The organism is Shewanella sp. Koi 1 (assembly GCF_052907445.1).
Genome location: NZ_JBREJM010000001.1, coordinates 1,477,739 through 1,500,692, shown reverse-complemented (window position 1 = coordinate 1,500,692; position 22,954 = coordinate 1,477,739). Strand labels below are relative to the sequence as shown.

The following is a 22,954-nucleotide window of genomic DNA, read 5'->3' as shown; positions in this document are numbered from 1 at the left end:
ACACCTAAGGAGGTAATGATGACATCGACTATCTATAGCCATAGCGCAAACGACATTCAAGGCAATCCAACGGCACTGGCGCAATATCAAGGCAAAGTGATCTTAATTGTGAATACCGCCAGTGAGTGCGGTTTTACACCACAGTACAAGGGCTTAGAAGCGCTCTATCAAAAATATAAAGCGCAGGGATTGGTGGTTTTAGGCTTCCCATGCAATCAGTTTGGCGCCCAAGAAAAAGCCGACGAGAAAGGTATTCAAAGTTTTTGTGAACTCAATTTTGGCGTGAGCTTTCCACTGTTTTCGAAAATCGAGGTAAACGGTGAACACACACACCCTTTATACCAGTACCTCAAAAAAGCGGCGCCAGGCGTATTAGGCACGGAACGCATTAAGTGGAATTTCACTAAATTCTTAATTAATCGTCAGGGCGAAGTGGTCGCTCGCTTTGCGCCAACCACAAAACCAGAGGCCATTAGTGACAAGATAGAAGCGCTTTTAAAATAATCCGCACGCTATCCCATTGAAATTTTGTTATTAAATAAAAAATTTAAGTTATTTTTTATTTTCGATGGAACTTTAATTCTATAAGCCCCTCAAAGATATTGAACAGCGAATGTCTTTTTCATGTTCATCATTCTCCCTGGGGCTTCTAGCGCAGCCCCCTTGACCTAGGAATAGGTCACTAGGCAACCAATTGGTTGCCTTTTTTTATGTCTATGTTTTATATGTAAAATAAATGTAGCTACTCCCCAGCGACTCAATTTGCTGATGTCAGCAAGCCCAAAAATAAATTTAAAATTTTTTAGCCGCCAACTGAACTTTATCAAAAGGTCTTAGTCTGACTATATGTAAGGATTAACAAATCCGCTTTGATGCAGAATTGATTGCTAAATGAAAAGTTTAGCAAAGGATTAAATGGATAAAACCCGCCGTTTAATTCAATGAAACAGTTTCAAGTTATTGCATAGAGTCGAATTGGTTGGTCGTTCATCATCATCTCCCTTTTGGGAAACAATCGAATACACGCTAGCGCACTGCATTCCTTTGTCTCCTACTTTGATTCTTTTATGGCAACCTTAGGTTGCCATTTTTTTATCTGTATTTTACCCCTTCAGCATTCTATCCAGTTGCACTTGAATCGAAGGATGGTACCCCGCCCGCGCACTGGCATAGATTTGTTGTAACTCCGCGTGGTAACCCGCAACCTGCAATTCAGCATAAAGTGGGCGGACAAACTTACCGCGGCCAATGCGCTGTAAATACGCACTTAAGGCGGGCAGCACGGGGTCGTAATGATTGCGGATAGCGACCCTAAACCAATCGCAGGCAATTTCAGCGTTAGTAGACTCGGTAAACTTAAAGGTATCGTCCAAATCCATCAGTTGTACCTGCGACACCACTTCGGGCAATTGGGTCAAAAAGTATTGCCAATGATGGACTCGCCAGCCCTTAACCTTAAGCTCGCTGGCCGCTTTGCCCTGTAAGAAGTCATCCAAGGCGCTATCGACCTTATCTAAACTTCGTGATGTGGGCCCCACATAACCTTGCGGTAACCCTTCGCCATAAATCCATTCCAGCAGCTCAGCTTCGCTAATTTTATCGGGATAGGCTTCGACTAAAGCGACTTTCGCATATTCGACAAACACTTCTGTGGTGATCGCCTTAAAGGCAAATTGCTGCACATAGGCAAACAGAAACTTATCAAATTCGGCGCGGCCGAGGCGATGCTCTAGCTCATGGACGAACATCGATGCCTTATCGTAGGTAAAACGGTTAAAGGCCAAATTAGGATCGGCCTGCTGCACATTGGCGGGCAGGGTTTGCCTGTGATGCGGTAACATGGCCATTTCTTCGGTTAATCGGCCAAATTCAATGACCCATTCCAGCTCGGCCTGCTCCTTACCATAAACGGCTTCGACAATTCGATTGGTGAAATAGGTTGTAAAACCTTCATTCAACCAGAGATCGCGCCATGTGGCATTACTCACCAAATTGCCCGTCCACGAGTGTGCCAACTCATGGGCGACCGTCGACACTAAGCTTTTATCCCCCGCAATCAGGGTTGGGGTTAAAAAGGCTAGACGCGGGTTTTCCATGCCACCAAAGGGAAAGCTCGGTGGCAAGATGATCATGTCATAACGCCCCCAGGCATAAGGACCTAAGAGCGATTGCGCCACATCCAGCATATGCTCGGTATCGGCAAACTCAGTAGCCGCGGCCTCTAGCATGCAAGGTTCGGTATACACGCCGCTGCGCGGACCTATGGCTTGAAAGGCTAAATCGCCCACCGCTAAAGCCAGCAAATGGGTGGGAATGGGCTTTTCCATCTCGAATTGGAATTGCCCCTCGAGCGGCGTATCGGGGTCATTCATCGCACTCATCACGGCACGCATCCCCTTTGGCACCTCAACATGCGCATCGAAGGTTATTCGCACCTTTGGCGTATCCTGCAAGGGGATCCAACTGCGGGCATTAATGGGCTGAGACTGACTAAAGAGATAAGGTAATGCTTTGCCCGCCGTTTGTTCAGGCGTCAGCCACTGCAGCCCTTCAGCCTCCGGCGAGGTGTGGTAGCGAATGCAAACTTGCTCACACTGTTCTTGGGGTAACTGGATAACTAATTTTTGCCCGAGAATCTCATCAGCCGCTTCAAGATGAAATGCCAGCGCCGTTTCATCCTCAGTCGTGACCGATAAAATGTGTAAGTCGCGACTATCGAGCCATAACTCGCCAACCAGTGATTCAAGATAGCGCAGCGACAGCGTTGCCTTCCCCTGCAAACGACGAGCCGCAAAATCGACTTTAAGCGCGAGGGATAAGTGCGTGACCTGTACTTGGTCGCTATTAGCAAAGGAATGGTAATCTCGGTTGTGATCCCTGATTTGGGGTTCAATTGGGACTGGTTGGTTTTCTGGCGGCATCTGTTAAGCGACCTGTTATCGGTAAATGAGCTAATCCTATTATCGGTCGCTGATTTACTCCTGCGCAATCGAATAAACCTTTCCCGCATCCGCATTTTGTAACAACGCTTGAAGTCGATAACGTGCCAGAATCGACTTGAGTGAAGTTGTAAAAATAAAATTTACATATTTTTCAATGCATAAAGGTTATAAGGAAAAATATTTTCAAAAATTTTCTATTTTTGCTGAACTAATTTCGCGCCCTTGAGTCAGATATTATGAACCGAATCTTTGCAATGAGTTTCTTCGTTCATCATCATTCTCCTTTAGATGGTTTCTAGCGCGACCGTCCCCGGATTCCGAATTGGAATTTACAGCAACCTTATTAGGTTGCTTTTTTTATGCCCCTTTTTAAGTCTTGAGCAGCAATGAATCTTCCCAAAAACAAAAAGGGCCTCCGAAGAGACCCTTAATGGTTTAGCGATTAAGAATTAGAGGCGAATGCCTAACTGTTCTAAATCTTTAGCAACTACGCTCTTAGGCAGAGTCACATAACCGTCTTTTTCTACCACTTGCTGACCTTGCTTAGACAGCACGTAACGGATGAATTCTTTTTCCATTGGTGCTAAGTCTTTGTTTGGTTGCTTGTTCACGTAGACATATAAGTAACGTGATAATGGGTAAGTACCGTTAGCAGCGTTTTCTGCAGTCGCTTCGATAAACTCGTTACCTTTCTTCGCGATAGCAACGGCTTTCACGCCAGCAGTTTTGTAACCGATACCAGAGTAACCGATAGCGTTCAGTGATTGAGAAACTGACTGAACCACAGAAGCAGAACCTGGTTGCTCGTTTACGTTGGCCTTGAAGTCACCTTTACACAGAGCGTGCTCTTTGAAGTAACCGTAAGTACCAGATACTGAGTTACGACCGTACAGTTGTACGTCTTTTGCTGACCAGTTACCGTCAAGACCTAACTCGCCCCAACGTTGGATATCGCTGCTACCACACTTGTGAGTAGAAGAGAAAATGCCGTCAACTTGTTCAACAGTTAACCCTTTGATTGGGTTATCTTTGTGTACGAATACCGCTAAGGCGTCAATCGCAACACGAACTGCAGTTGGCTTGTAACCGTAGTGCTTTTCGAAGGCTTCTTCTTCGTTAGGCTTCATCTTGCGGCTCATTGGACCGAATTGTGAAGTACCTTCGGTTAACGCTGGTGGCGCAGTAGAAGAACCAGCAGCTTGAATTTGGATGTTGACGTTAGGATACATCTGTTTAAATTCTTCAGCCCACAGAGTCATCATGTTGGCTAAAGTATCTGAACCTACAGACGAAAGGTTGCCTGATACACCACTTGCTTTCTCGTAAGTTGGCAGAGATTGATCAACAGATGCCATTGCAGTGGCAGAGAATACACCAGCGGCTGTGAGGGTCATCGCGCCGACAAGCTTTTTCAGTTTCATTATGTGCTCCAGTAATAAGCTAACTAATTTCTAACTTAAGTTTCTTCAGACGCAGCCAGTATCAATCGCTACAATGACAATTCTATGTCCAAGATGTGACACTTAGATGACAAAACACATTTTTCGTATTTTTTTGCAAAAAAGGTCATTACCCAGTACTAATAAAAACAAAACAGGCCCTAATGGCCTGTTTTAAATATAAAAATAAATTAAGTCTTCGCGGCCGTTACTTTTTACGAACGATCAAATGGTGTGGGATAACAAAGCTAAAGGTGCTGCCTTTGCCCAATTCACTGCTGATATTGAGCTCACTGTGGTGGTGACTCAGGGCATGTTTCACAATAGCTAAACCAAGGCCACTGCCACCAGTTTGCCTTGAGCGCGCACTGTCGACGCGATAAAAGCGCTCGGTTAAGCGACTAATATGCTGCGGCGCGATCCCCTCGCCTGTATCCGTCACACTAAAGAGGCCTCCAGTTGCCACACTGCGCCATTGCACGGTAATTTTCCCGCCAGGTTCTGTGTAGCGAATCGCATTCGAAATCAAATTAGAACAAGCACTTCTAAGCTGTAACTCATTGCCATGGGAGTTGAGTCCCGCCTCGCAATGGAAACTCAGTTCGTACTTGTCCTGCGCCAGTGCCTTGGCCTCTTCCTTCAAGACCTCCATCAACTGAACCATATTCACCGTATTCTCAAGGTTAATATCGACCGCATCTTCGATGCGCGATAACACCAACAGCTGCTCCACCATCGACTGCATGCGCCGCGTCTGCTGCTGCATTAAGGCTAAGGGCTTAGCGTTCATCGAATCGGGTTCCGCCATGCTTTGCATCATCTCTAAATAACCCTGCAATACTGTGAGCGGGGTTTTCAGTTCGTGTGACACATTAGCGACAAATTCTTTACGCATGCCTTCGAGTTGCCTTATCCGTGTAATATCGCGGGCAATGAGCAATAACTGCCGATCGCCATAGGCCATAATACGGATTTCGAGCAGTCTTCTATCGGATACGGGCGAGGCCAACTCTAACGGGTCTTTATATTTCCCCGCCTTAAGGTAGGCAGAAAAATCTGGGTGGCGGATCAAGTTATCAATCCGTTGACCATTATCCTGTGGCCAGACAAAGCCTAAAATCAGCTGCGCTAACTTATTACACCATAAGATATTGTGCTCTGAGTCAAGCACGACTGCCGCATCGGGCAAGGCCTCGGCGCCTTGGCGAAAACGTCCGAGTAATGCGGCTAATTGGCCGACTCGGCGACGATTTTTACCCTGCAAACGGTATATGCCGTTAAACACCCCTTCCCAACTGCCACTGCCCTGGGGAGGTGTTAATTTTCTATCACGCCATAACCAAAAATTGAGACGAGCTAACTGACGGTAATGCCAGAACACCAGTCCTAGCAATCCAATGATAAGTATCCAGAGGGGTTTCCCTACCAATAAACCAATTAGCAAACAAAGCAGTAAGAACACCGCTAAGCGCGAAAACAACCGGTACCCTGAATAAGAGTCGAACATAAGTAAACCCAGACATCAGGCTAAATAAGAGGAGCACAAGATAGCTTAAAAGCTAACCTGTGCCTATCTCTTATTTGGCACTAAATGCGTGTAGAGAAACGATAACCAGCCCCACGAACCGTTTGAATGAGGCGGTCATGACCCGACTCTTCGACCGCTTTACGCAGGCGACGGATGTGCACATCGACGGTTCTGTCTTCTACATACACATTGGTTCCCCAGACGTTATCGAGCAGCTGTTCGCGGCTGTAAACACGTTCAGGGTGTGTCATAAAGAAGTGTAATAAACGGAATTCTGTTGGCCCCATATCGAGTACGGTATCGCCAACACTCACCCTGTGGCTCACGGGGTCGAGTAACAATCCTTGTACATCGATGGTTTCTTCGAGGCGGGTCGGTGCGCTACGGCGCAACACAGCCTTGATACGCGCAACCAACTCCTTGGGTGAGAAAGGTTTAGTGATATAGTCATCGGCGCCCACTTCGAGGCCCTTAACCTTATCTTCCTCTTCACCGCGAGCGGTTAACATAATAATGGGGATCTGACGGGTAAACTCATCCTGCTTGAGGCGTTTGGCCAATTGAATACCACTTCCACCAGGAAACATCCAATCCAACAAAATCAGATCGGGGTAAGGCTCCTTTAGCAGCGCAATGGCCGAATCAAAATCTTCCGCCGCAGAGGTTGTAAACCCATGCTGTTCCATTACAAAAGTCAGCATCTCACGGATGGCTAACTCGTCTTCTACTATCAATATCCTTGCAGTCATAAGTGATTTTCTGTCAGTGAATGTCAACACGGCTATTATTAGTCATTTTTATTACAGATTTATGAATTAGCGTGCTACTTAAGCGATATAGTCGCGATAATTGTCATATTAAGTTTATATAACTGTTTGTTTATCGCAATAAAAAAGGAGGCCTAAGCCTCCTTAATTCAACCTTAATACTGAGATTAGAACTTGTGTTCTAAGCCAACACCGATGTATTTGTCATCGTCGTTAGACGCTTCCATAGAGCGGTTAGTATAGAAAGCAAACACTTTCGTTGGCTTACCTAAGCTGTAGTCCGCACCCACTGACCATGAATCACCTAAGTCTTCCATGTCTTGGTATTGGGCTTTTAATGTCACAGCATTGATATCATAAGCTGCGCTTAACAGGTAACCGTTCACGCTGTCAGTGTTAACAGGTAAAGCGTTTTTGTAGGTTTGTTCCTGTTGTTGGTACATACCACCTAAGGTTAAATCAGCGATTTTACCTTGTACCGATGCACGCAGGATTTCATAACCTTTTACGTCAGAATCGTAAGCGATAGCAGCGTAGAAAGGTGATTTTTTCAGTTTAGCGTCACCGTACATAGCGGCTAAGCTGAAACCGTCTTGAGCTTGCTGGTCAGCATCGCCTTCAGCGGCATAAGTTGCACCGAATACGAAACCACCGATTGAAGGTGACAGGTAAGTTGCAGTTTGGCCTAAACGGTTTTCACCTTTGAACAGGCTCTTTAAGTCACCTGATAAATCGTTGAACTGGTCAACGTTACCTTGAGAGATCTTTAACAGAGTGTCGTTACGACCAACAGAGAAAGAACCAAATGCACCTTTTAAACCAACGAATTGGTTACGGGCTTTGAAGTTGTCGCTTGTTGCAGCGCCAGTATCAACTTCGTACTCAACTGTATAGAACGCTTCCAGCGAGCTAGACAGTTCGAAATCACCCTTCACACCAAAACGAGAAGCATTACTTTGAATAGTTGTTGTAGAATCACCTTTCTCATCATTTGATTGAGCGGTAACGTTCAACTTACCATAAACAGTCAGTGGCTCAGCGGCATAAGCAGAAGCCAGAGTTGCAGAAGCTAGCGCAGAAGCAAGTAGAGTTTTACAAAAAACGTTCATCATTTAATCCTTTCGACGTTATGTTCGTCTTGGTTATTGGTTTGGAACGACCGAAAGTTTGCAATGAATCTGTTTCAGTTTTATTTCAATTGTGACAACTTGGGTCAGTCACCACGAAACCGCACTCCCCCTCAAAGATAAAACCGAGTCATACCAAGGGTTACAGCCTGATTTTTTTCAATGTTACATTTTGATGAATTCTGCAACCGGGGCAAAATTTAACGATTTAAGGTAGGTTTACCCCGCTGCAACTATGCCGTAAACTGCGACTTTATTTTTCCAATGAGCGCATCTTATGTGGTTTAAAAATCTTACTCTTTACCGTTTCAATAAACCTTTTTCCATCGAGACAGAAGCACTTGAAACCGCACTCGCCGATTTCACATTTTCCCCGTGCGGCAGCCAAGACGTCAGCAAATTTGGTTTTTCTAATGCCTTAGGTAAACAGGGCAGCACCTTAGTGCACAGCGCCAACAATCGTCACCTTATCTGTGTCACTAAAGAAGAAAAAATTCTGCCAGGCCAAGTGATTAAAGAATCATTAGAAGAAAAAGTGGCGCTAATTGAAGACGAAGAAAATCGTAAGCTCGCCAAAAAAGAAAAAGATGCGCTGAAAGATGAAATCATCACTAGCCTATTGCCACGCGCTTTTTCACGTCGCAGCCAAACTCGCGCGCTGATTTTACCTGAGCTGGAAATGATCCTCGTTGATAGCTCTAGCGCCACTAAGGCCGAAGAATTATTAGCCTTATTACGTAAGGCCTTAGGCAGCTTGCCTGTGATCCCATTAAGCTTTAAAGCGCCTGTTGAATCGAACCTCACTCAATGGTTAAAGGATGGCAGCGCACCATTACCCTTTGAAATGCAAGATGAAGCCGAGTTGAAATCGGCCGCCGATGAAGGCGGTATAGTACGCTTTAAGCAGCAAGATCTTAAAGAAGATGAAGTACTTGCTCACCTTGAAACCGGTAAAGAAGTGCATAAGCTCGCCCTGCACTTTGGCCAATCAATCGCGCTACTGCTGCAATCCGATGCCAGCGTAAAACGCTTAAAATTCTCCGAAGAATTTAGAGCGGGTAATGATGAGCTTGGGAATGAAGATCCAATGGCGCGTCTCGATGCCGACTTTGCCTTAATGGGCAGTGAGTTAGTGGCGCTGATGCACGCACTGGTTTCGGCATTAGGTGGCCTTGAAGAGACTCAAGCTTAACGCTTAAGCAAGCTGATAAAACACCGCCATATTTAGCGAAAGCGCCAACCGAGCTTAAGCTAAATCAAACGAAATAATGTATAAAGGCGCCGCAGTTGAACTTAGTTCACTGCGGCGCCTTTTTAGTCTCGATGACTGAAGTAATACATTGGCAGCGATTCGAGGGAGCGATTCAAGTAAGCCAACCTTAATTGCCGCCACTCACTCAAATCGCAAACCAACTAGCTTTTTATCAGCAGCTCACCCTTATTATCGAACGGCCAATCAATGCCAAGCCAGGCTTTGAAGAAGGCTTTTTGCTGCTTAGTCGCCTTTGCATCGCCTTTTAGCACTAGCTTACCGCTTTGTTTCTCACCTAAGGTTAACGCCACTTGCTTGATTTTGTCGTTGTTAAATAAGGTGATTTCGACCTTATCACCCACTTTAAAGTCTTTGATGCGTTTATCAAAACCTTGTGCCGTGACCTTTAAGCCATTAATCGCGAGGATCTCATCCCCTGCCACGATACCGGCCTGCCAAGCGGGGCCATTACGCAAGACTTGAGAAAGCACTAAAGAGCCATGTTCGCTGCTTAAAGTCATGCCCGTAAAAGGCTCAGCTTTGGAGTCTTTACCATAGGACATCACTAAACCCGCCTGAGACAACAGGCTTGAAAACTCAAGACTCAGCGGACTATTCACATGGCTCTGCCACCAGGGGCCATAATCCTTACCCGATAAGTCCTTCAGTATTTGCTGCACATCGGCCACAGTGTAACCCTTAGGCACGCGGTAATCCTGATAGAGTTTACGATGAACATCGCGATATGAGTGGGCAAGATTCGAGTCAGTCAGCAGGGAGAAATCCAGCGCCAGTGAGGCTAGATAACCTTCAGAGTAAATATTCACACTGTGGTTAATAGCATAATCACCACCCGTGCTGCTCCACTCTCCTAAACTGGCCTCGGCCACAGATTGAATTTCGCGTCCGGGAGTCAGCTCACTCTTCTCAATGCGTTTAGCGAGATCTTCTAAAAACTCCTTAGGCGTCATCACTCCTGCACGCAGCAGTAACTGACCTTGGAAATAACTGGTCGAGCCCTCGGCAATCCACAAAAGTTCGGTCATGTTTTCATGCTGATAATCGTAAGGGACCAAACCCGCTGGACGATAGGCTTTAACGTTCCAGGTATGGATAAACTCATGGGAGGCTGTGCTGATAAAGCGTAGGTAGTCCTTACGCTCGCGAAAACTAAACCGAGGCAGTTGGATGACCGTCGAGTTCAAATGTTCGGTTGCGCCACTCGCGCCGCTAGTGGCATGTACCATATACACATAACGATCAAAGGGATAACCATCCCAAATCGACTTGGCTTGACCACTCAGCGCGGTTAAATCTTTCACCACCTTGTCGGCATCGTAGTTGCCTTCGCCCCACAGTACTAACTCATAGTCTTTACCATTGGCACTGAAGGTTTTGTGGGTGCTCACGCCAGTTTCGATGGGCGAATCAATCAACACATCATAATTAGGCGCCACAAAGGAATGCGCCGCGTTGCCTGACGACATACCCGAATAACTTTGCCAGTTCTCGGGAACCGTTAACTGTACTGCGACAGCATCGGCTCGAAATTGCGGGCTATACATAAATACGCCACTGGCATCTAAATAGGCGTGGGTAGCATCGATATGACGCACACGTTGACCTAATTCATTGGCATAGAGCTGATAATTCACTGTCACACTTGTGGGTTTATCGAGGGCAATTTGCCATTCACCACTGGCGGTGCGCTTCCATGGCAGCGCGTTGCCTCGTGCGTCGGTGGCGCTAAATAAACGCACACCGTCAGATAAAGGTAACACTTGATATTTGCCCGTACGCCACACGGGAAGATTGACATTCAACTCACCCGCTTTAGCCTCGGGGAAGGTCACACTCACCTTCGCAAGGTGATGTTCTGGTTGGCTTAAATCAATTTTGTAATCCACATCGGCAAATACGTTAGCCGACCCTAATACACTTAATACCAAAATAGATAATCTACTGGGTTTCACTCTGACTTCCTTCCGTCTTCTGTTATTATGCTTCTTATATTTTTTCCAAGTATAACAAGTCGATGTAGCATCCTCATTAGGCGCTAACAAAAGCTAACAAAATAAGTTCCTTGACTTAGGGAATATAGGGCCACCTACACATGCATAAACTCATTGTTATTTTCGTGACCTTGTTGATGTCTATTTCTTTTCAAACAAAGGCTACCGATCTTGAGGCCGAAGAAATAGAATTGCGTGAAACGCCGCAGAAGATGTACGACAGACTTAACCAGTCCATCTCTTTTCCTATTGCCTTTAAGAATCGTGAACAATTTGAACGTGCCGCCCAAGAGCAGGGTTACAGTAGTGATGAATTCGAGCATATTCTGCAACTGCTTGCGCGGTTAAATCTCGAGCCAAATGTAAAATCCAAGGTTGGCTTTCAAGACGCCAATAGCCTGATTGAATTACTGGCAAGCATAGCGCAGAGTCCCTTCGAACAAGCCACAGTCGCTATGCTCAAGGGGCGTTATATCGGCCGTACCGAACAAAAATACCAAGAGGCCATCGCATTTTATAATGAGGCGCTAACACGGATTAACGACAGTTATGATGTGGAATCCATGCTGCTAAAGCACACCATTCATGAACATTTAGGCGGATTGCACCTCGTCATCCGCCAAGATGTGCCCGCGTTAATGCATTTTCATACCTACCGCGATATCGCCTACAAGCTTAGAAACGACTACCTCATCGCGGCGGCCGAATCGAAACTTGGACATTATTACAATAAAAATCAACAACTCACTAAATCATTGCAACACTATAGCGAAGCGATTCGCCTGTCTAATCGCTCCAATTATCCTTCGATGAAAACCCACCTGCAGCTGCAACTGGCGAAGGTGTATCGGGATTTAAAACAATGGGATGAAGCCTTAAAGAATGCCCATGAGGCTGCAGCAGGTTTCAAAAAACTGGGCAACGACACTTATTTATCAAGCTGTATGACGGTCATCGCCATGGTGTATGGCGAACAAGGTGATTGGAACCGCGCCATCGATTACTACCTAAATGCCCAGCAGCTCGACGCCAAACGCGGTAACTACATCGCGCAAGGGCTAAATTTTCATAATCTAGGCCAAGCCTATTCACACCTACATGATGAGGTAAACGCTCTCAAATACTTATTGATGGCGAATCAGATATTTCAAGAAAAACAAAGCCATCACTATTTAGTCTATAACGAACTGCTTATCGGTGAGATAGCCCAATCGAAGGAAGATTGGCCGCTGATGATGAGCCACGCCGAGAATGCTTTGGCTCTCGCCAGTGATTTAAAACTGCAGGATGAGCAAAAATCGGCGCTGACACAAATCGCCCTGTCTGCGGAAAAGCTCAACGACCAAGCTAAAGTGATTAGCACACAAAAGCGCATTATCGAATTGAGCGAAGCACTTGAAAGCACAGCCAAAGATCCATCGGTTTCCGCCTCAGTGCTGGCCGAGCAGCAACTCAAGCTCGAACTCAGCATGTTGCAAGGCAAACTGAATGATGCGGTTGAAACCACTAAAAATACTAACAAGTTGCTGGCCTTTAGTGGCCTGATTGCGACTGTACTCTTAGTGGGGATCATCATACTGCTCAATCAGCGCCTTAAGCACAAACGCCAAAACGCCATGCTGCAGCAGTTAAGCCTCGAAGAGCCTTTTACTCACCATCAGGGATATGCCGCGCTATTAAAGGATCTCGCCCAAAGCACAGCGAATGCGCCCACAACCGCCCTCGCCTTAATTGAATTTCGCGAGCATGTCAGTACCGATCTGAATCACGGCCAATATTTTGCCAATGCCATTACACGCCAATTAACTGGCCATATCACTAATGGATTGTCGATGCCCGTGTATGTGATCCGTCAGGGCTTATTTGCCGTAAGATTTACCGAGGCAGAAGAACCGCAGCGGGTGTTACAAACACTGCGGGCACAACTGGATACCAAAGGCATGGGCTATCATTTTAATTTAGGCTGGATTAGCTTACCGCTATTGACCAAAGCGGAAATCAAAATAGCCCCTAAATTACTGTTTGAAACCCTGCAAATGGCACTTGCAGGCGCGCGCAGTTTACCGAATGACACTAGCCATTATGTGAGCCTTAGAGCCTTAGATTTTGTGCCACCGACACTCTTTGCCGATCCGCTATTTTTGCACCTCGAAAAAGGGATTGAACGCGGCCTGATAAGGGTCGACACCAGCGCAACCAAAGACGACATCATTTGGCCCTGCTGGGAAAATAACCAAGATCGACATTTATTAGAAAATATTTGATCAATATCGACAATTAATCATCGTGGCATGGGGAAAGCAATTTGCACTCTACCGCCATTGTTATAACATTAGAAGCATATGAGTTTACCGCTAATCTGGACAGAGGACGTCATGCTTGTTAGCCCTACAGAGTTAGGAAAATACTCCGGATGAAGGATTCCAACGCGACAGTGACACAGCTGGCATTGCTTCAGCAAAAACTTCACTCGGCAAAATTGGCCCTCGATGAAGTAAACGAAGACAGGAATGCTAAGTTACAAACACTACTCCAATTTATTGGCCATTTAAGTCTTGCCTGCAAAGGGCAGAATTTAGAACTGGATAATAAACTTGCCAAACTTCGCCACAATCTAAATACCTTTGAGCGAGTCGATGAAGCATTGCCGGAGTTGGTTGATGTTGAACGCCTCTTAAAGGGTCAGTACAACCATGTGATGGTGCAACTGGAAGAGAGCCGCACAGGACTTGCTCAAGTCATTCGCCAAATCCAACGGGTTAACTCGGCGCCAGAAAAACTCAAAAAAGAAGTTAACTACTTCAAGCAAGATCTCTCAAAACCGTTCCACACTGTGTGGGAATATATTCCTAAAGTTAAACAAATCATTGGCTTCTACGATACCATCCTGCAGCAGCAGTTCAACGAAACTGAAAAGCTCGATGTCTTGCCTAAGCACAGGCAACTCGCCCACGAACTGGCGCAGATGATTTCGGAAATCGAGTTTCGTAAAGATCAACGTGACCAAGTGCTGGTGATTAAAGAGCTGCTGGCATCGGAAGTCGAAATCGATACCTTGCTCGAAGCCTATCAAACCATTTTATCTCTGCTGCTCGATAACATCGCCCGCGAAAAATCGGCCTCACAAGAGTTTTTGTACGCCCTAAACGATGCTTTAGCCGCGGTACGTGAAGTGGTGAGTGAATCCTATAATCACAACCAGCGCAGTTTTCAGCTAAAAACCCAGCTCAACCGTGAAATCAATTCGCGCGTCGATAATGTGGGTGAAGCCATTATCGACACCGACGATATTGTCGATCTTAAAGCCCAGTTGACCGAGCAGCTTAGCTCGATTCGCTCCGCGCTCGCCCGCAAAGAAGCCTTAGAGCAGCGTGAACAAGCCTTGCTGCGCAAGTCGATGGAAACCATGCGCAAAGAGCTTAACGAGCTGAGCAACGAGGCTAACACCTATAAAGAGCGACTCTTCGAGCAACAAAAACTCAATCTATTGGACAGCTTAACCCAGCTCCCTAACCGTGCCGCCCTCGAAGAGCGCATGGAACTTGAGTATCGCAATTATCAGCGCCATAAAAGCCCACTGTGGATTGCGGTAGCCGATATCGACCACTTTAAGAGTATCAATGACAGCTTTGGCCACAGCACGGGCGATAAAACCCTGCAGGTCATCGCCATGGCATTAAAGAACTCCCTACGGGATACCGAGTTTGTCGCCCGCTACGGCGGTGAAGAGTTTGTGCTCATCCTGCCCGATATTGACGGTGGTGATATTGCTCAACTTTTAAACAGAGTCCGTGAGAAAGTAAAAAATATTCCATTTAAATTTAAAAATCAGCGAATTACAGTTACAGTATCTATAGGGGCTGCGCAGGTTATGGGGAACGAGCTCATACATGAAACCTTCGAGCGCGCCGATGCAGCACTCTACAAAGCAAAACATGAAAGCAGAGACAGGGTTGTGATTGACGTATAACAAAGTCCGCCTATACGTCGCCTCTTATCACTCCTGTCGAGACGAAGGAGTGATAAATGATAGTAAAAGTCAGCCCTAAGGGCAGCATGGATCAGCTTTCACAACTCGAAGTTGATCGCCTCAAAAATAGTGCCAAGAGCGCCCTATATCAACTGTATCGTAACTGCTCACTCGCCGTCCTCGCCGCAGGCCTCAAGACCGACAACTCTAAAGCGCTTTTCGAGCAATACCAAAGCTTCGATATCAATGTGTTGCAACGTGAACGTGGGGTTAAACTAGAGCTTATCAATCCCCCCGAGCAAGCCTTTGTCGACGGCCAAATTATCACGGGGATCCAAGAACACTTGTTTTCGGTGCTGCGGGATATCCTTTATATCAGCGACAAGTACGACACCCTTAAACATATCAATCTCACCAACGCGAGCCACATTACTAACGTAGTGTTCGATATTTTGCGTAACGCCCGCGCCATCGCACCGATGAAAGACCCCAATGTGGTCGTCTGTTGGGGTGGCCACAGTATTAATGCCGTCGAATATCAATACACCCGCGAGGTGGGCTATCAGCTTGGCCTAAGAGAACTCGATATTTGCACTGGCTGTGGCCCTGGCGCGATGGAAGGCCCGATGAAGGGCGCGGCAATTGGTCATGCGAAACAGCGGATTAAGAATGCCCGTTATATTGGTCTCACTGAGCCCAGTATTATTGCCGCCGAGCCGCCTAACCAAATTGTTAACGAGCTGGTGATTTTACCCGATATCGAAAAACGCCTCGAAGCCTTTGTGCGTCTAGGCCACGGCATTATTATTTTCCCCGGCGGTGCGGGTACCGCCGAAGAGTTACTGTATATTTTGGGCATTTTGCTCAATAAAGAAAATCAGGAAACCCCCTTCCCACTGGTGCTCACAGGACCCAGTGAGAGCGCGGATTATTTTATTAAAATTGATGAGTTTATCGCCGCCACCTTGGGGCCTCAGGCGCAGCAAAAATATCAAATCATCATAGATAATCCCGCCGAAGTCGCGCGGGTGATGAAGCAAGGCATGGAGCAAGTGAAAACCCATCGCCGCGCCACCGGCGATGCCTATCAATATCAATGGGGACTAAAGATAGAACCGGAGTTCCAATTGCCATTTATCCCTAGCCACGAGGTGATGGCCAACTTGAATTTACATTATCAAGCCAATAAAGCCGAGCTGGCCGCCAATTTGCGTAAAGCGTTTTCGGGTATCGTGGCGGGTAATGTAAAATCAGACACCATCAAGCAGATTGAACAACTAGGCCCCTTCCACATTAAAGGGGATCCACATTTAATGGAGCTGATGGACAATTTGCTGGGCGCCTTTGTCGCCCAACATAGGATGAAACTGCCGGGTAGCGCTTATGTTCCCTGCTATCAAATAGTGAAATAAAACAATAACCGCCAATGAATAAGTTTTTAATTATCGATGGTCTCAACTTAGTTCGCCGGATTTATGCGGCGATCCCAGATGAGAACGATATGGACAGTTTAACGGAGCGTGTGAGTGTCGCCTGCACTAAACTGCTGCGCATTCACCACCCGACCCATGTCGCCATCGTCTGGGATGGTGATGAGATCTCCTGGCGTAAACAGCTTTACCCCGATTATAAAAAGGGCCGTAAACCTATGCCCGAGCCTCTGGCTGCGGGCTTACCGGCACTGCAGGAACACCTAAAAAGCTTACCAATCCAATCGATTTATGCCGCAGCCGAGGCCGATGATGTTATCGCCACCCTTGCGATGAAAACCGCTAAAGCCCAAGGTGAAGCCGTTATCGTGTCAACCGATAAAGGCTTTAGCCAACTCAATCATCCGCGTATCAGCCAATGGGATCATTTTAATCAGCAGTACCTCAACATCGCTGAGCTTGAGCAAAAATTGGGGGTCGATCGCAGCCAATTTCTTGATTTAATGGCACTGGCTGGTGATAGCGGCAATAAAATCCCCGGCATCGCAGGCATAGGCCCCAAATCGGCGGCAGAATTGCTGCGAACCTTCAGAACCCTAGCGGCGCTGTTTTCTTCTCTACCTAATCTTGGCGCTAAACAAGCCAAGAAACTCGCCGAAGGCCGAGACATGGCTCGCCTCAGCTATAAATTAGCCCAATTACAAATCGATTTACCCTTAAACATCAACCTTAAGGATTTTAGGGTCAACGGCCCCACCAATGCGCCGCAGGTCGATTAGCGCCTATTGTTAACACTAAGTTGCAATAAAGCCGTTTACCTTAGGCCACCAAAGGCGTATTTTATTGACTTGCCAGATAGTACATTGGATATGCAAAGGAATTAGATTCAATGAAATCAAAAACTTCGGTCATTATTGGTAGTATATTTGCCGCGTATGTCGCCTTCGTCGCTGTTGTGGTGCTGGTATATGAGCCCACCCCGGATGAAATGGATTGGGAAGACAGGCAAGTTTATAACAGCCAGAAATTAAACGAGTTAACCCTAGGGCAGGATATTTCCGCCGTCAAAACCCTATTTGGCAAAGCCGATTTTACGGAAGCCAAATCCCTTAAGGATGGCCAGCTACAAGTGCTCTTTTACCGTACTCACCATGAAAAATCCGATGGCGTGACCACCAAAGAAGAATGCACTCCACTGATTTTTAAAGACGATAAACTCGTGGCCTGGGGTGATGATACCTATAAACAGTATCTCGAAGCTGGCACCGATATCGTTAACCGCACCGCCAAAGAAGCTGAAAGCTCAAGTAAAAATTGATTTGGTTCTGGCACATCTCATCACTCATCCATACTAGATATAAAAAACCACCTCTGCAGGGAAGGTGGTTTTTCAGTCACTAATGGTTGCTTATAGTTTGATTATGGGGTGACAAAGTCAAACTTCAAATGGCAACCTTGGCAATAATTTTCAGACTTTTGGTGTACATGGTGACACTTAGCACAGTCAGTTTCGGTACTGAAGTGACGGTTGTTATGAGGATTCGTGGGTTTAAAATTCTCCGTTTTAACCGCCAATTTCGCAGTGTTGTGGCATTGCACACACTTCAACATAGGCACAGCTTCGCGAGTTTCCCCTTGGTGGCAGCTAGTACATTTTAAGCCTTTGGCCATGTGGGTTTGATCAAGTAGTTGATCGGCGGCAAAAGTACTGCCTACAAACAGGCTTAATGCCAGTGAGAGAATAATAGTTAAGTTCTTCATGGTGTGATTCCGTTATTCATTTTGAAAGATGCCGATAAAGGCACCACAATTGATGACGTTATGGCCTAAAGCTTGGCGACATACTTACCGGTTAAATAACCGAAGGTGTAACAGCGACCAAGGGATAGACCAAATACCGTTAATGGATAGTCAACACCACCGTAAAAACCGCCCCCCATGTTACCGACAATGAACAAGCCACCGATTGGCTTACCATCGGCATCGAGTGCTTGATGGTTTTCGTTAACTAATACACCAGAGGTGATCGCGGATAAACGCATGCGGCGGTGAATACCATAGAATGGGGCCTTTAACACCGGAGCCATTTTGCTTGGCGCTTTACCAAAGTCCTCATCACGACCTGATTTGCATAGCTCGTTGTAACGGTTAACATTTTTCACAAAGGTTTTAGGGTCGCAACCTAGTTTCACAGCGAGCTCTTCTAGCGTGTTAGCCACAAAGGTATTGATTTGTGATGGGAATACGCCTTTCTTCTCTGAAGGATCTTCCGGCATATAGTTCTTCAATTCTTCAGGTGTGTAGGCTTTACCAGGCCAGTTTTTAGCTTGCTCCATATAGTCAGAATCAAAAACCTGGGAGTAACAACCTTGGTCAGCTTCGCTGCGTAGGTAGTTATTCATCAGTGACATTTCAACGGCTTCGTTGACGAAACGCTCCCCTTTACGGTTTACCACGAGGAATGGCATGTCACACATAGCCGCGGGACCCGCATCAAAGTCGTGGAGCATTTTAGTGTGCCCCGCAGGCTCAATGACGCCACCAGCCCAATACGCCATCGCAAAACCATCACCCGTGCGGTCCATTTGCTTACGTTCGAAGTTTTTCAGATCAGGAATGAAGAAGTCACACATGGCTTTGTTATTTTGGTAGTCACCCGCGGCCAAAATCACGCCCTTTTTAGCCATAAACTTATGGTATATACCATCACGATTTTGGGCGATGACACCAATCACTTTACCGCTCTCATCTTGGATGAGTTGGTTAGCGGGTGTGTTAAAGAAGAACTTCACCCCAGCTTTTTCGGCAGTTTTAGCCAGTGCACGCATGCCATCACCGGCGGTATAGGGTTTAGGGCCAAAATAAGACGTCACAAATTCCAATGGATATTCGGTAATGCCTTTAATACCGTGTTGTGGCTTAGTGCCTTGGTCAACAACAGATGCACCGCCTTGTTTTGCCCGGTCAATAACCCAAGATACCGCCTCGCCTGAGTTATAGGCCCAGCTTCTGAGAAGTGCTGGATGACTACGATGAGCGTTGTCGGCCATTAAGCGGTTTACCAAGGCTTCAATTCCCGCCTTATCGCTTTTCTTCAAATCTAGACCAGAGCCAGTGTTACCTTGAGCCACGGGAATTGCCTGTTTTTGCAATACCGCGACTTTAGCACCATTTTCCGCCGCCGAAAGCGCAGCAGGAACACCCGATGCCCCCGCGCCGACCACAACCACATCGAAGGTTTGGGTCGATGCAATTTCACTGTCGGGAATGGCTCTTGGCTTTGGCATAAATTCCAACGTCGCATGGCCAATTTGGGCGTATTCCTGCGCTTGTGTAGAAACAGGAGATGCGCTAGCAGAACCCGTTAATCCAGCAAAGGCTAAGCCCCCAGTCCCGATCGCCGCTCGGGTTAAAAAACTTCGACGCGATAGACCATTTTGCAGAACATTCGCAGTGTATTGGTCAATTTCTCTCGATTCTTTACTCATTTTCATTACTCCGTTGACTATATCGTTTGGTGCTCTGCACCATCTACAACGACATAAGATTTGCTCTAACGTCAAAGCTGACGAACGGCTTGTTAGCCAAGTGATAAAGATTTAAAAAAGGGTGTATTCAAATGACGTTAATACACCCAACAAGTAGGCGCAGGGGAGCGCGCGTATTAGTGACCTAAAGCGAACTTGTAAGTTAGGTAGAAGCGGAGATCGTTGAGGTCTTCCTTCTGAGCGAAATCGACGATGGCATAGCGTGCTCTCACACCTAAGCCCTCAAAGACACCGCCAAACTTATAGGTCACTGAGAAGTTGGTTTCGGTAAAGTCATTCAAACTTTCGGGAGAGTCATAATCGCCGTAGAAGGCATAGGCGCTTAATCCCTTCGCGCCGACTTGACCAAAGTCATACTCCAGTTTCAGGGCGTTCACTTCTTCTTGAGCCAGTGCCGATTGATACACTTGTTGAATCACAACCTTGTCATCACCCCATGGCGCCAGAATGGTGTCGTCACCGGTTTTGGCGTACATATAAGTCACATCTGCACCAGCAAATTTAGCGCCTAGGTGGAAGCCATATTGGTAAGTATCCAGCTCACCAGCAGATTTATTGCCTGTGGCCTGTTGATTGAGGTAGGAAGGAATGAAGTACAGATTAGTGCTACCCAACTGGGTCGAGAGATTAACCTTGGCATAGGTCTGTTGGAACACATCTTCCATATAGTATTGCCACAGGTTGATTTGAGTTTTGACTGTATCGAAGGGCAATTGATATTTAGCACCTATGGCATACACAGGATTATCTTCTACATCCACTACATTGCCGGTATTGCGTTTAACTTCAGCTTTTACCGCGTCACTCACAGAGATAAAGCGTTCATCGGTCCATCCCATAGAATCGGTGATATAGAGTGCTGATAGTGTCAGATTTTCGATGCTGTGGTTTTCGGCGGAGAAACCTCGGAAAGTCTTCGGGATGGCGCGAATATCATGGGGGTTCATCATTGGCGTGCGTAACTCTTGAGCACCTAAACGAAATTGAGTATTCCACCAATCGCCTTGAACATAATATTCCTGCATACGGTTGACACTCTGGTGATCACCATTCGCATCTCGACCTACTAAGTTATAAACCGCGTCGGAATCGTTAACCCAAATGGGGTTAGCAGAGGCAAAACTCGTCCCAATACTCAAGCCATTCACTTTTGCGGTGTTGTAATAAAACAATCCGCCAAGTGATGTGGTGTGTTGGGTCGTGGTGTCCCCATCAAAATCTTTGGTGAAATCTAAAAGACGTAATTCACCTTTTACTGTGCCTTCACTGAACATCTTGTCGATACTGGTGTCGGCGACTGCGGGTATCGCTAGTGCAGACAACACTATCAAGGATAAATAAGACTTTTTCATCATCATCTCTTCCTATTATTAGTCGCCCGAAGCAATTCTCAGGCTGTTCAAAAACCGCAAGCAGCTTTTGGTCAAATGTATGACGTATGATTTATGTCATCAACGGGATGTTTCGAGATATGAGAATTAAGTTGCGAAATTCGTGGAGATGTAACTTAGATCAACAAAAATGAATGTTTTTTAATCTCTAATGTAGCTATTGGTTGATTGCTGAAATTGATTCGACAGAGAGATAGGCTTAACGGAATGTTTAAAAAATAAAGAACCATTTAAATTCAAAAGCTTGCACTCAAGACAAATCACACCACACCCACAGAAAACGATGGCGTTAAGTAAGTTAATGAATATCTGGGTTTAGCTAATGAATATTCAGACATCAGCTTGATTTATGTTAAGATTTCAACCTAGTTTTGATTCGAGATGACAATTTGAACACCTTTAAACCCGTTAAGCAGCTAAGAGCATCGACCGACGTTGGCCAGCAATTAAAAGAGGCCATTTTTGACGGCAGGTACAAAGCCGGCGATAAGCTGCCTTCGGAGCGGGAGTTAATCGATCTGTTTATGGTAAGCCGCACAGTGGTTAGAGAAGCGATAAAAATTCTCGAAGCGAGCGGTTTAGTGGAAATTCGTCAGGGTGCCATGGGTGGCGCCTTCGTTAAACAGGTCGACTTCGAGCGCTTAAGTGATGCCTGCCAAGATTTATTGATGATGGGTAAAATGTCGTTGCCTGAAATCGTTCAAGTAAGGATGTTGCTCGAACCACAGGTAGCACGTTTAGCCGCGAAAAATTGTACCTCAGCAGATGCAGCAAAATTGTATGATGCCAATCAACATGAGGATGACACCCTTGAATATCCCACCACAGTGTTATTACGCTCTCAAGTGCATTTTGTGTTGGCCGAAATTTGCGGTAATCGTTTCTTAGAAGCAATAACTAAGTCACTACTGCTGTTATTACGTCAGAATGCTTTATCATTCGAACCCCCTACGGATGAAATTCACCCATCAGGTTTACATGACAAATTAATTCAGGCTGTCGTTGATAGGGATGAAGACAGAGCCGAAGCAGAAATGCGAGCTCACTTGGAGGATTTTTGCAGCAGAGTGGCCGAAGTTGAGCGAAAATACAAAGAAAGCAAACGTCAGTAAAATACAACCTCTCCCGCTGATTAATTAACTTCTCTACGTTCAGAAGGCGTAAGTTTAATACTTACGCCATTTCAGCCGCTTTGATACTGTAGTCATTAATGGAGATATGAGAACAATTTAAATTCCCGTATTTATTGCTGATAACGACTAATTAATGGGAATGACTGCAATAGAGAGAAATAACATTATCCTCTCCTATTCCAATCTTAATGTCTTTTAGAAAAACACAGCAACAATCTTTTACTAATCAATTAAAATCAATATATTAAAACCAATCCAACGTTAACAGCAAAGGCAAATAAATACTGATTCCCTACATAAAAAATGTAAAAAATGCTGATAGATTTCTTTTGTTATAATTTTAAAACTCAATTAAAAAGCTCAAAGACCAACCATGAAGAGAATTAGGTCTTCATGCCCTTAACAACGAATACAT

17 protein-coding genes are annotated in these 22,954 nt (G+C 45.8%); 8 read left to right on the top strand and 9 right to left on the bottom strand.

Annotation, left to right across the window (positions count from 1 at the left end; all coding sequences use genetic code 11):
• Window positions 1-18 precede the first annotated feature (18 nt).
• Window positions 19-504: a glutathione peroxidase gene (locus tag ACUZ8J_RS06620; RefSeq protein ID WP_011626764.1), complete on the top strand. Its 486-nt coding sequence runs from the start codon at window positions 19-21 to the stop codon at window positions 502-504.
• 599 nt (window positions 505-1,103) lie between these two features.
• On the opposite strand, the gene ACUZ8J_RS06615 is transcribed toward ACUZ8J_RS06620, so the two are convergent.
• From ACUZ8J_RS06615 to ACUZ8J_RS06595, 5 genes are all read right to left on the bottom strand, one after another.
• The gene (locus ACUZ8J_RS06615) at window positions 1,104-2,921 is read right to left on the bottom strand and encodes a M1 family metallopeptidase (protein ID WP_446693393.1); all 1,818 of its coding nucleotides are present in this window, start codon (window positions 2,919-2,921) and stop codon (window positions 1,104-1,106) included.
• Window positions 2,922-3,391: 470 nt separating this feature from the next.
• Window positions 3,392-4,363 (bottom strand): PstS family phosphate ABC transporter substrate-binding protein, encoded by a 972-nt coding sequence (locus ACUZ8J_RS06610; protein WP_011626766.1) that lies wholly within the window; start codon window positions 4,361-4,363, stop codon window positions 3,392-3,394.
• A gap of 226 nt (window positions 4,364-4,589) precedes the next feature.
• Window positions 4,590-5,888: a phosphate regulon sensor histidine kinase PhoR gene (phoR, locus tag ACUZ8J_RS06605; protein ID WP_446693392.1), complete on the bottom strand. Its 1,299-nt coding sequence runs from the start codon at window positions 5,886-5,888 to the stop codon at window positions 4,590-4,592.
• Window positions 5,889-5,968: 80 nt separating this feature from the next.
• Entirely contained in the window at window positions 5,969-6,658 is a 690-nt protein-coding gene (gene phoB, locus ACUZ8J_RS06600; RefSeq protein WP_011623460.1) for a phosphate regulon transcriptional regulator PhoB, read from the bottom strand.
• Window positions 6,659-6,843: 185 nt separating this feature from the next.
• A complete protein-coding gene (locus tag ACUZ8J_RS06595; protein ID WP_164717875.1) occupies window positions 6,844-7,788 on the bottom strand; it encodes a porin in 945 nt (314 codons plus the stop codon).
• A gap of 292 nt (window positions 7,789-8,080) precedes the next feature.
• On the opposite strand from ACUZ8J_RS06595, the gene rdgC reads away from it, so the two are divergent.
• Window positions 8,081-8,995: a recombination-associated protein RdgC gene (gene rdgC / locus ACUZ8J_RS06590; protein ID WP_011623462.1), complete on the top strand. Its 915-nt coding sequence runs from the start codon at window positions 8,081-8,083 to the stop codon at window positions 8,993-8,995.
• Between the two features lie 221 nt (window positions 8,996-9,216).
• Here the strand turns inward: rdgC and ACUZ8J_RS06585 are convergent, their stop codons facing one another.
• Window positions 9,217-11,028, bottom strand: a complete 1,812-nt coding sequence (locus tag ACUZ8J_RS06585; RefSeq protein ID WP_446693391.1) for a M61 family metallopeptidase — start codon at window positions 11,026-11,028, stop codon at window positions 9,217-9,219.
• 140 nt (window positions 11,029-11,168) lie between these two features.
• Here ACUZ8J_RS06585 and ACUZ8J_RS06580 point away from each other — a divergent pair, with 140 nt between their 5' ends.
• From ACUZ8J_RS06580 to ACUZ8J_RS06560, 5 genes are all read left to right on the top strand, one after another.
• A complete protein-coding gene (locus ACUZ8J_RS06580; protein WP_446693390.1) occupies window positions 11,169-13,331 on the top strand; it encodes a tetratricopeptide repeat protein in 2,163 nt (720 codons plus the stop codon).
• Between the two features lie 149 nt (window positions 13,332-13,480).
• Window positions 13,481-15,037 carry a GGDEF domain-containing protein gene (locus tag ACUZ8J_RS06575; protein ID WP_086902319.1) on the top strand — a complete coding sequence of 519 codons (1,557 nt, stop codon included), beginning with the start codon at window positions 13,481-13,483 and terminating at the stop codon, window positions 15,035-15,037.
• A 56-nt stretch (window positions 15,038-15,093) separates the two neighbouring features.
• Window positions 15,094-16,449 carry a nucleotide 5'-monophosphate nucleosidase PpnN gene (gene ppnN / locus ACUZ8J_RS06570; RefSeq protein ID WP_374916573.1) on the top strand — a complete coding sequence of 452 codons (1,356 nt, stop codon included), beginning with the start codon at window positions 15,094-15,096 and terminating at the stop codon, window positions 16,447-16,449.
• A 14-nt stretch (window positions 16,450-16,463) separates the two neighbouring features.
• Entirely contained in the window at window positions 16,464-17,246 is a 783-nt protein-coding gene (xni, locus tag ACUZ8J_RS06565) for a flap endonuclease Xni (RefSeq protein ID WP_446693389.1), read from the top strand.
• Between the two features lie 110 nt (window positions 17,247-17,356).
• Window positions 17,357-17,785: a DUF3192 domain-containing protein gene (locus tag ACUZ8J_RS06560; protein ID WP_089067348.1), complete on the top strand. Its 429-nt coding sequence runs from the start codon at window positions 17,357-17,359 to the stop codon at window positions 17,783-17,785.
• 101 nt (window positions 17,786-17,886) lie between these two features.
• On the opposite strand, the gene ACUZ8J_RS06555 is transcribed toward ACUZ8J_RS06560, so the two are convergent.
• From ACUZ8J_RS06555 to ACUZ8J_RS06545, 3 genes are all read right to left on the bottom strand, one after another.
• Window positions 17,887-18,228: a cytochrome c3 family protein gene (locus tag ACUZ8J_RS06555; protein WP_109285411.1), complete on the bottom strand. Its 342-nt coding sequence runs from the start codon at window positions 18,226-18,228 to the stop codon at window positions 17,887-17,889.
• 65 nt (window positions 18,229-18,293) lie between these two features.
• Window positions 18,294-19,955 (bottom strand): FAD-dependent oxidoreductase, encoded by a 1,662-nt coding sequence (locus ACUZ8J_RS06550; RefSeq protein WP_446693388.1) that lies wholly within the window; start codon window positions 19,953-19,955, stop codon window positions 18,294-18,296.
• 176 nt (window positions 19,956-20,131) lie between these two features.
• A complete protein-coding gene (locus ACUZ8J_RS06545) occupies window positions 20,132-21,373 on the bottom strand; it encodes an OprD family outer membrane porin (protein ID WP_446693387.1) in 1,242 nt (413 codons plus the stop codon).
• A 422-nt stretch (window positions 21,374-21,795) separates the two neighbouring features.
• Between ACUZ8J_RS06545 and ACUZ8J_RS06540 the strand changes: the two genes are divergently transcribed.
• On the top strand, window positions 21,796-22,518 hold the full coding sequence (locus ACUZ8J_RS06540) for a FadR/GntR family transcriptional regulator (RefSeq protein ID WP_374918601.1): 723 nt from the start codon (window positions 21,796-21,798) through the stop codon (window positions 22,516-22,518).
• The last annotated feature ends 436 nt before the right edge of the window (window positions 22,519-22,954 follow it).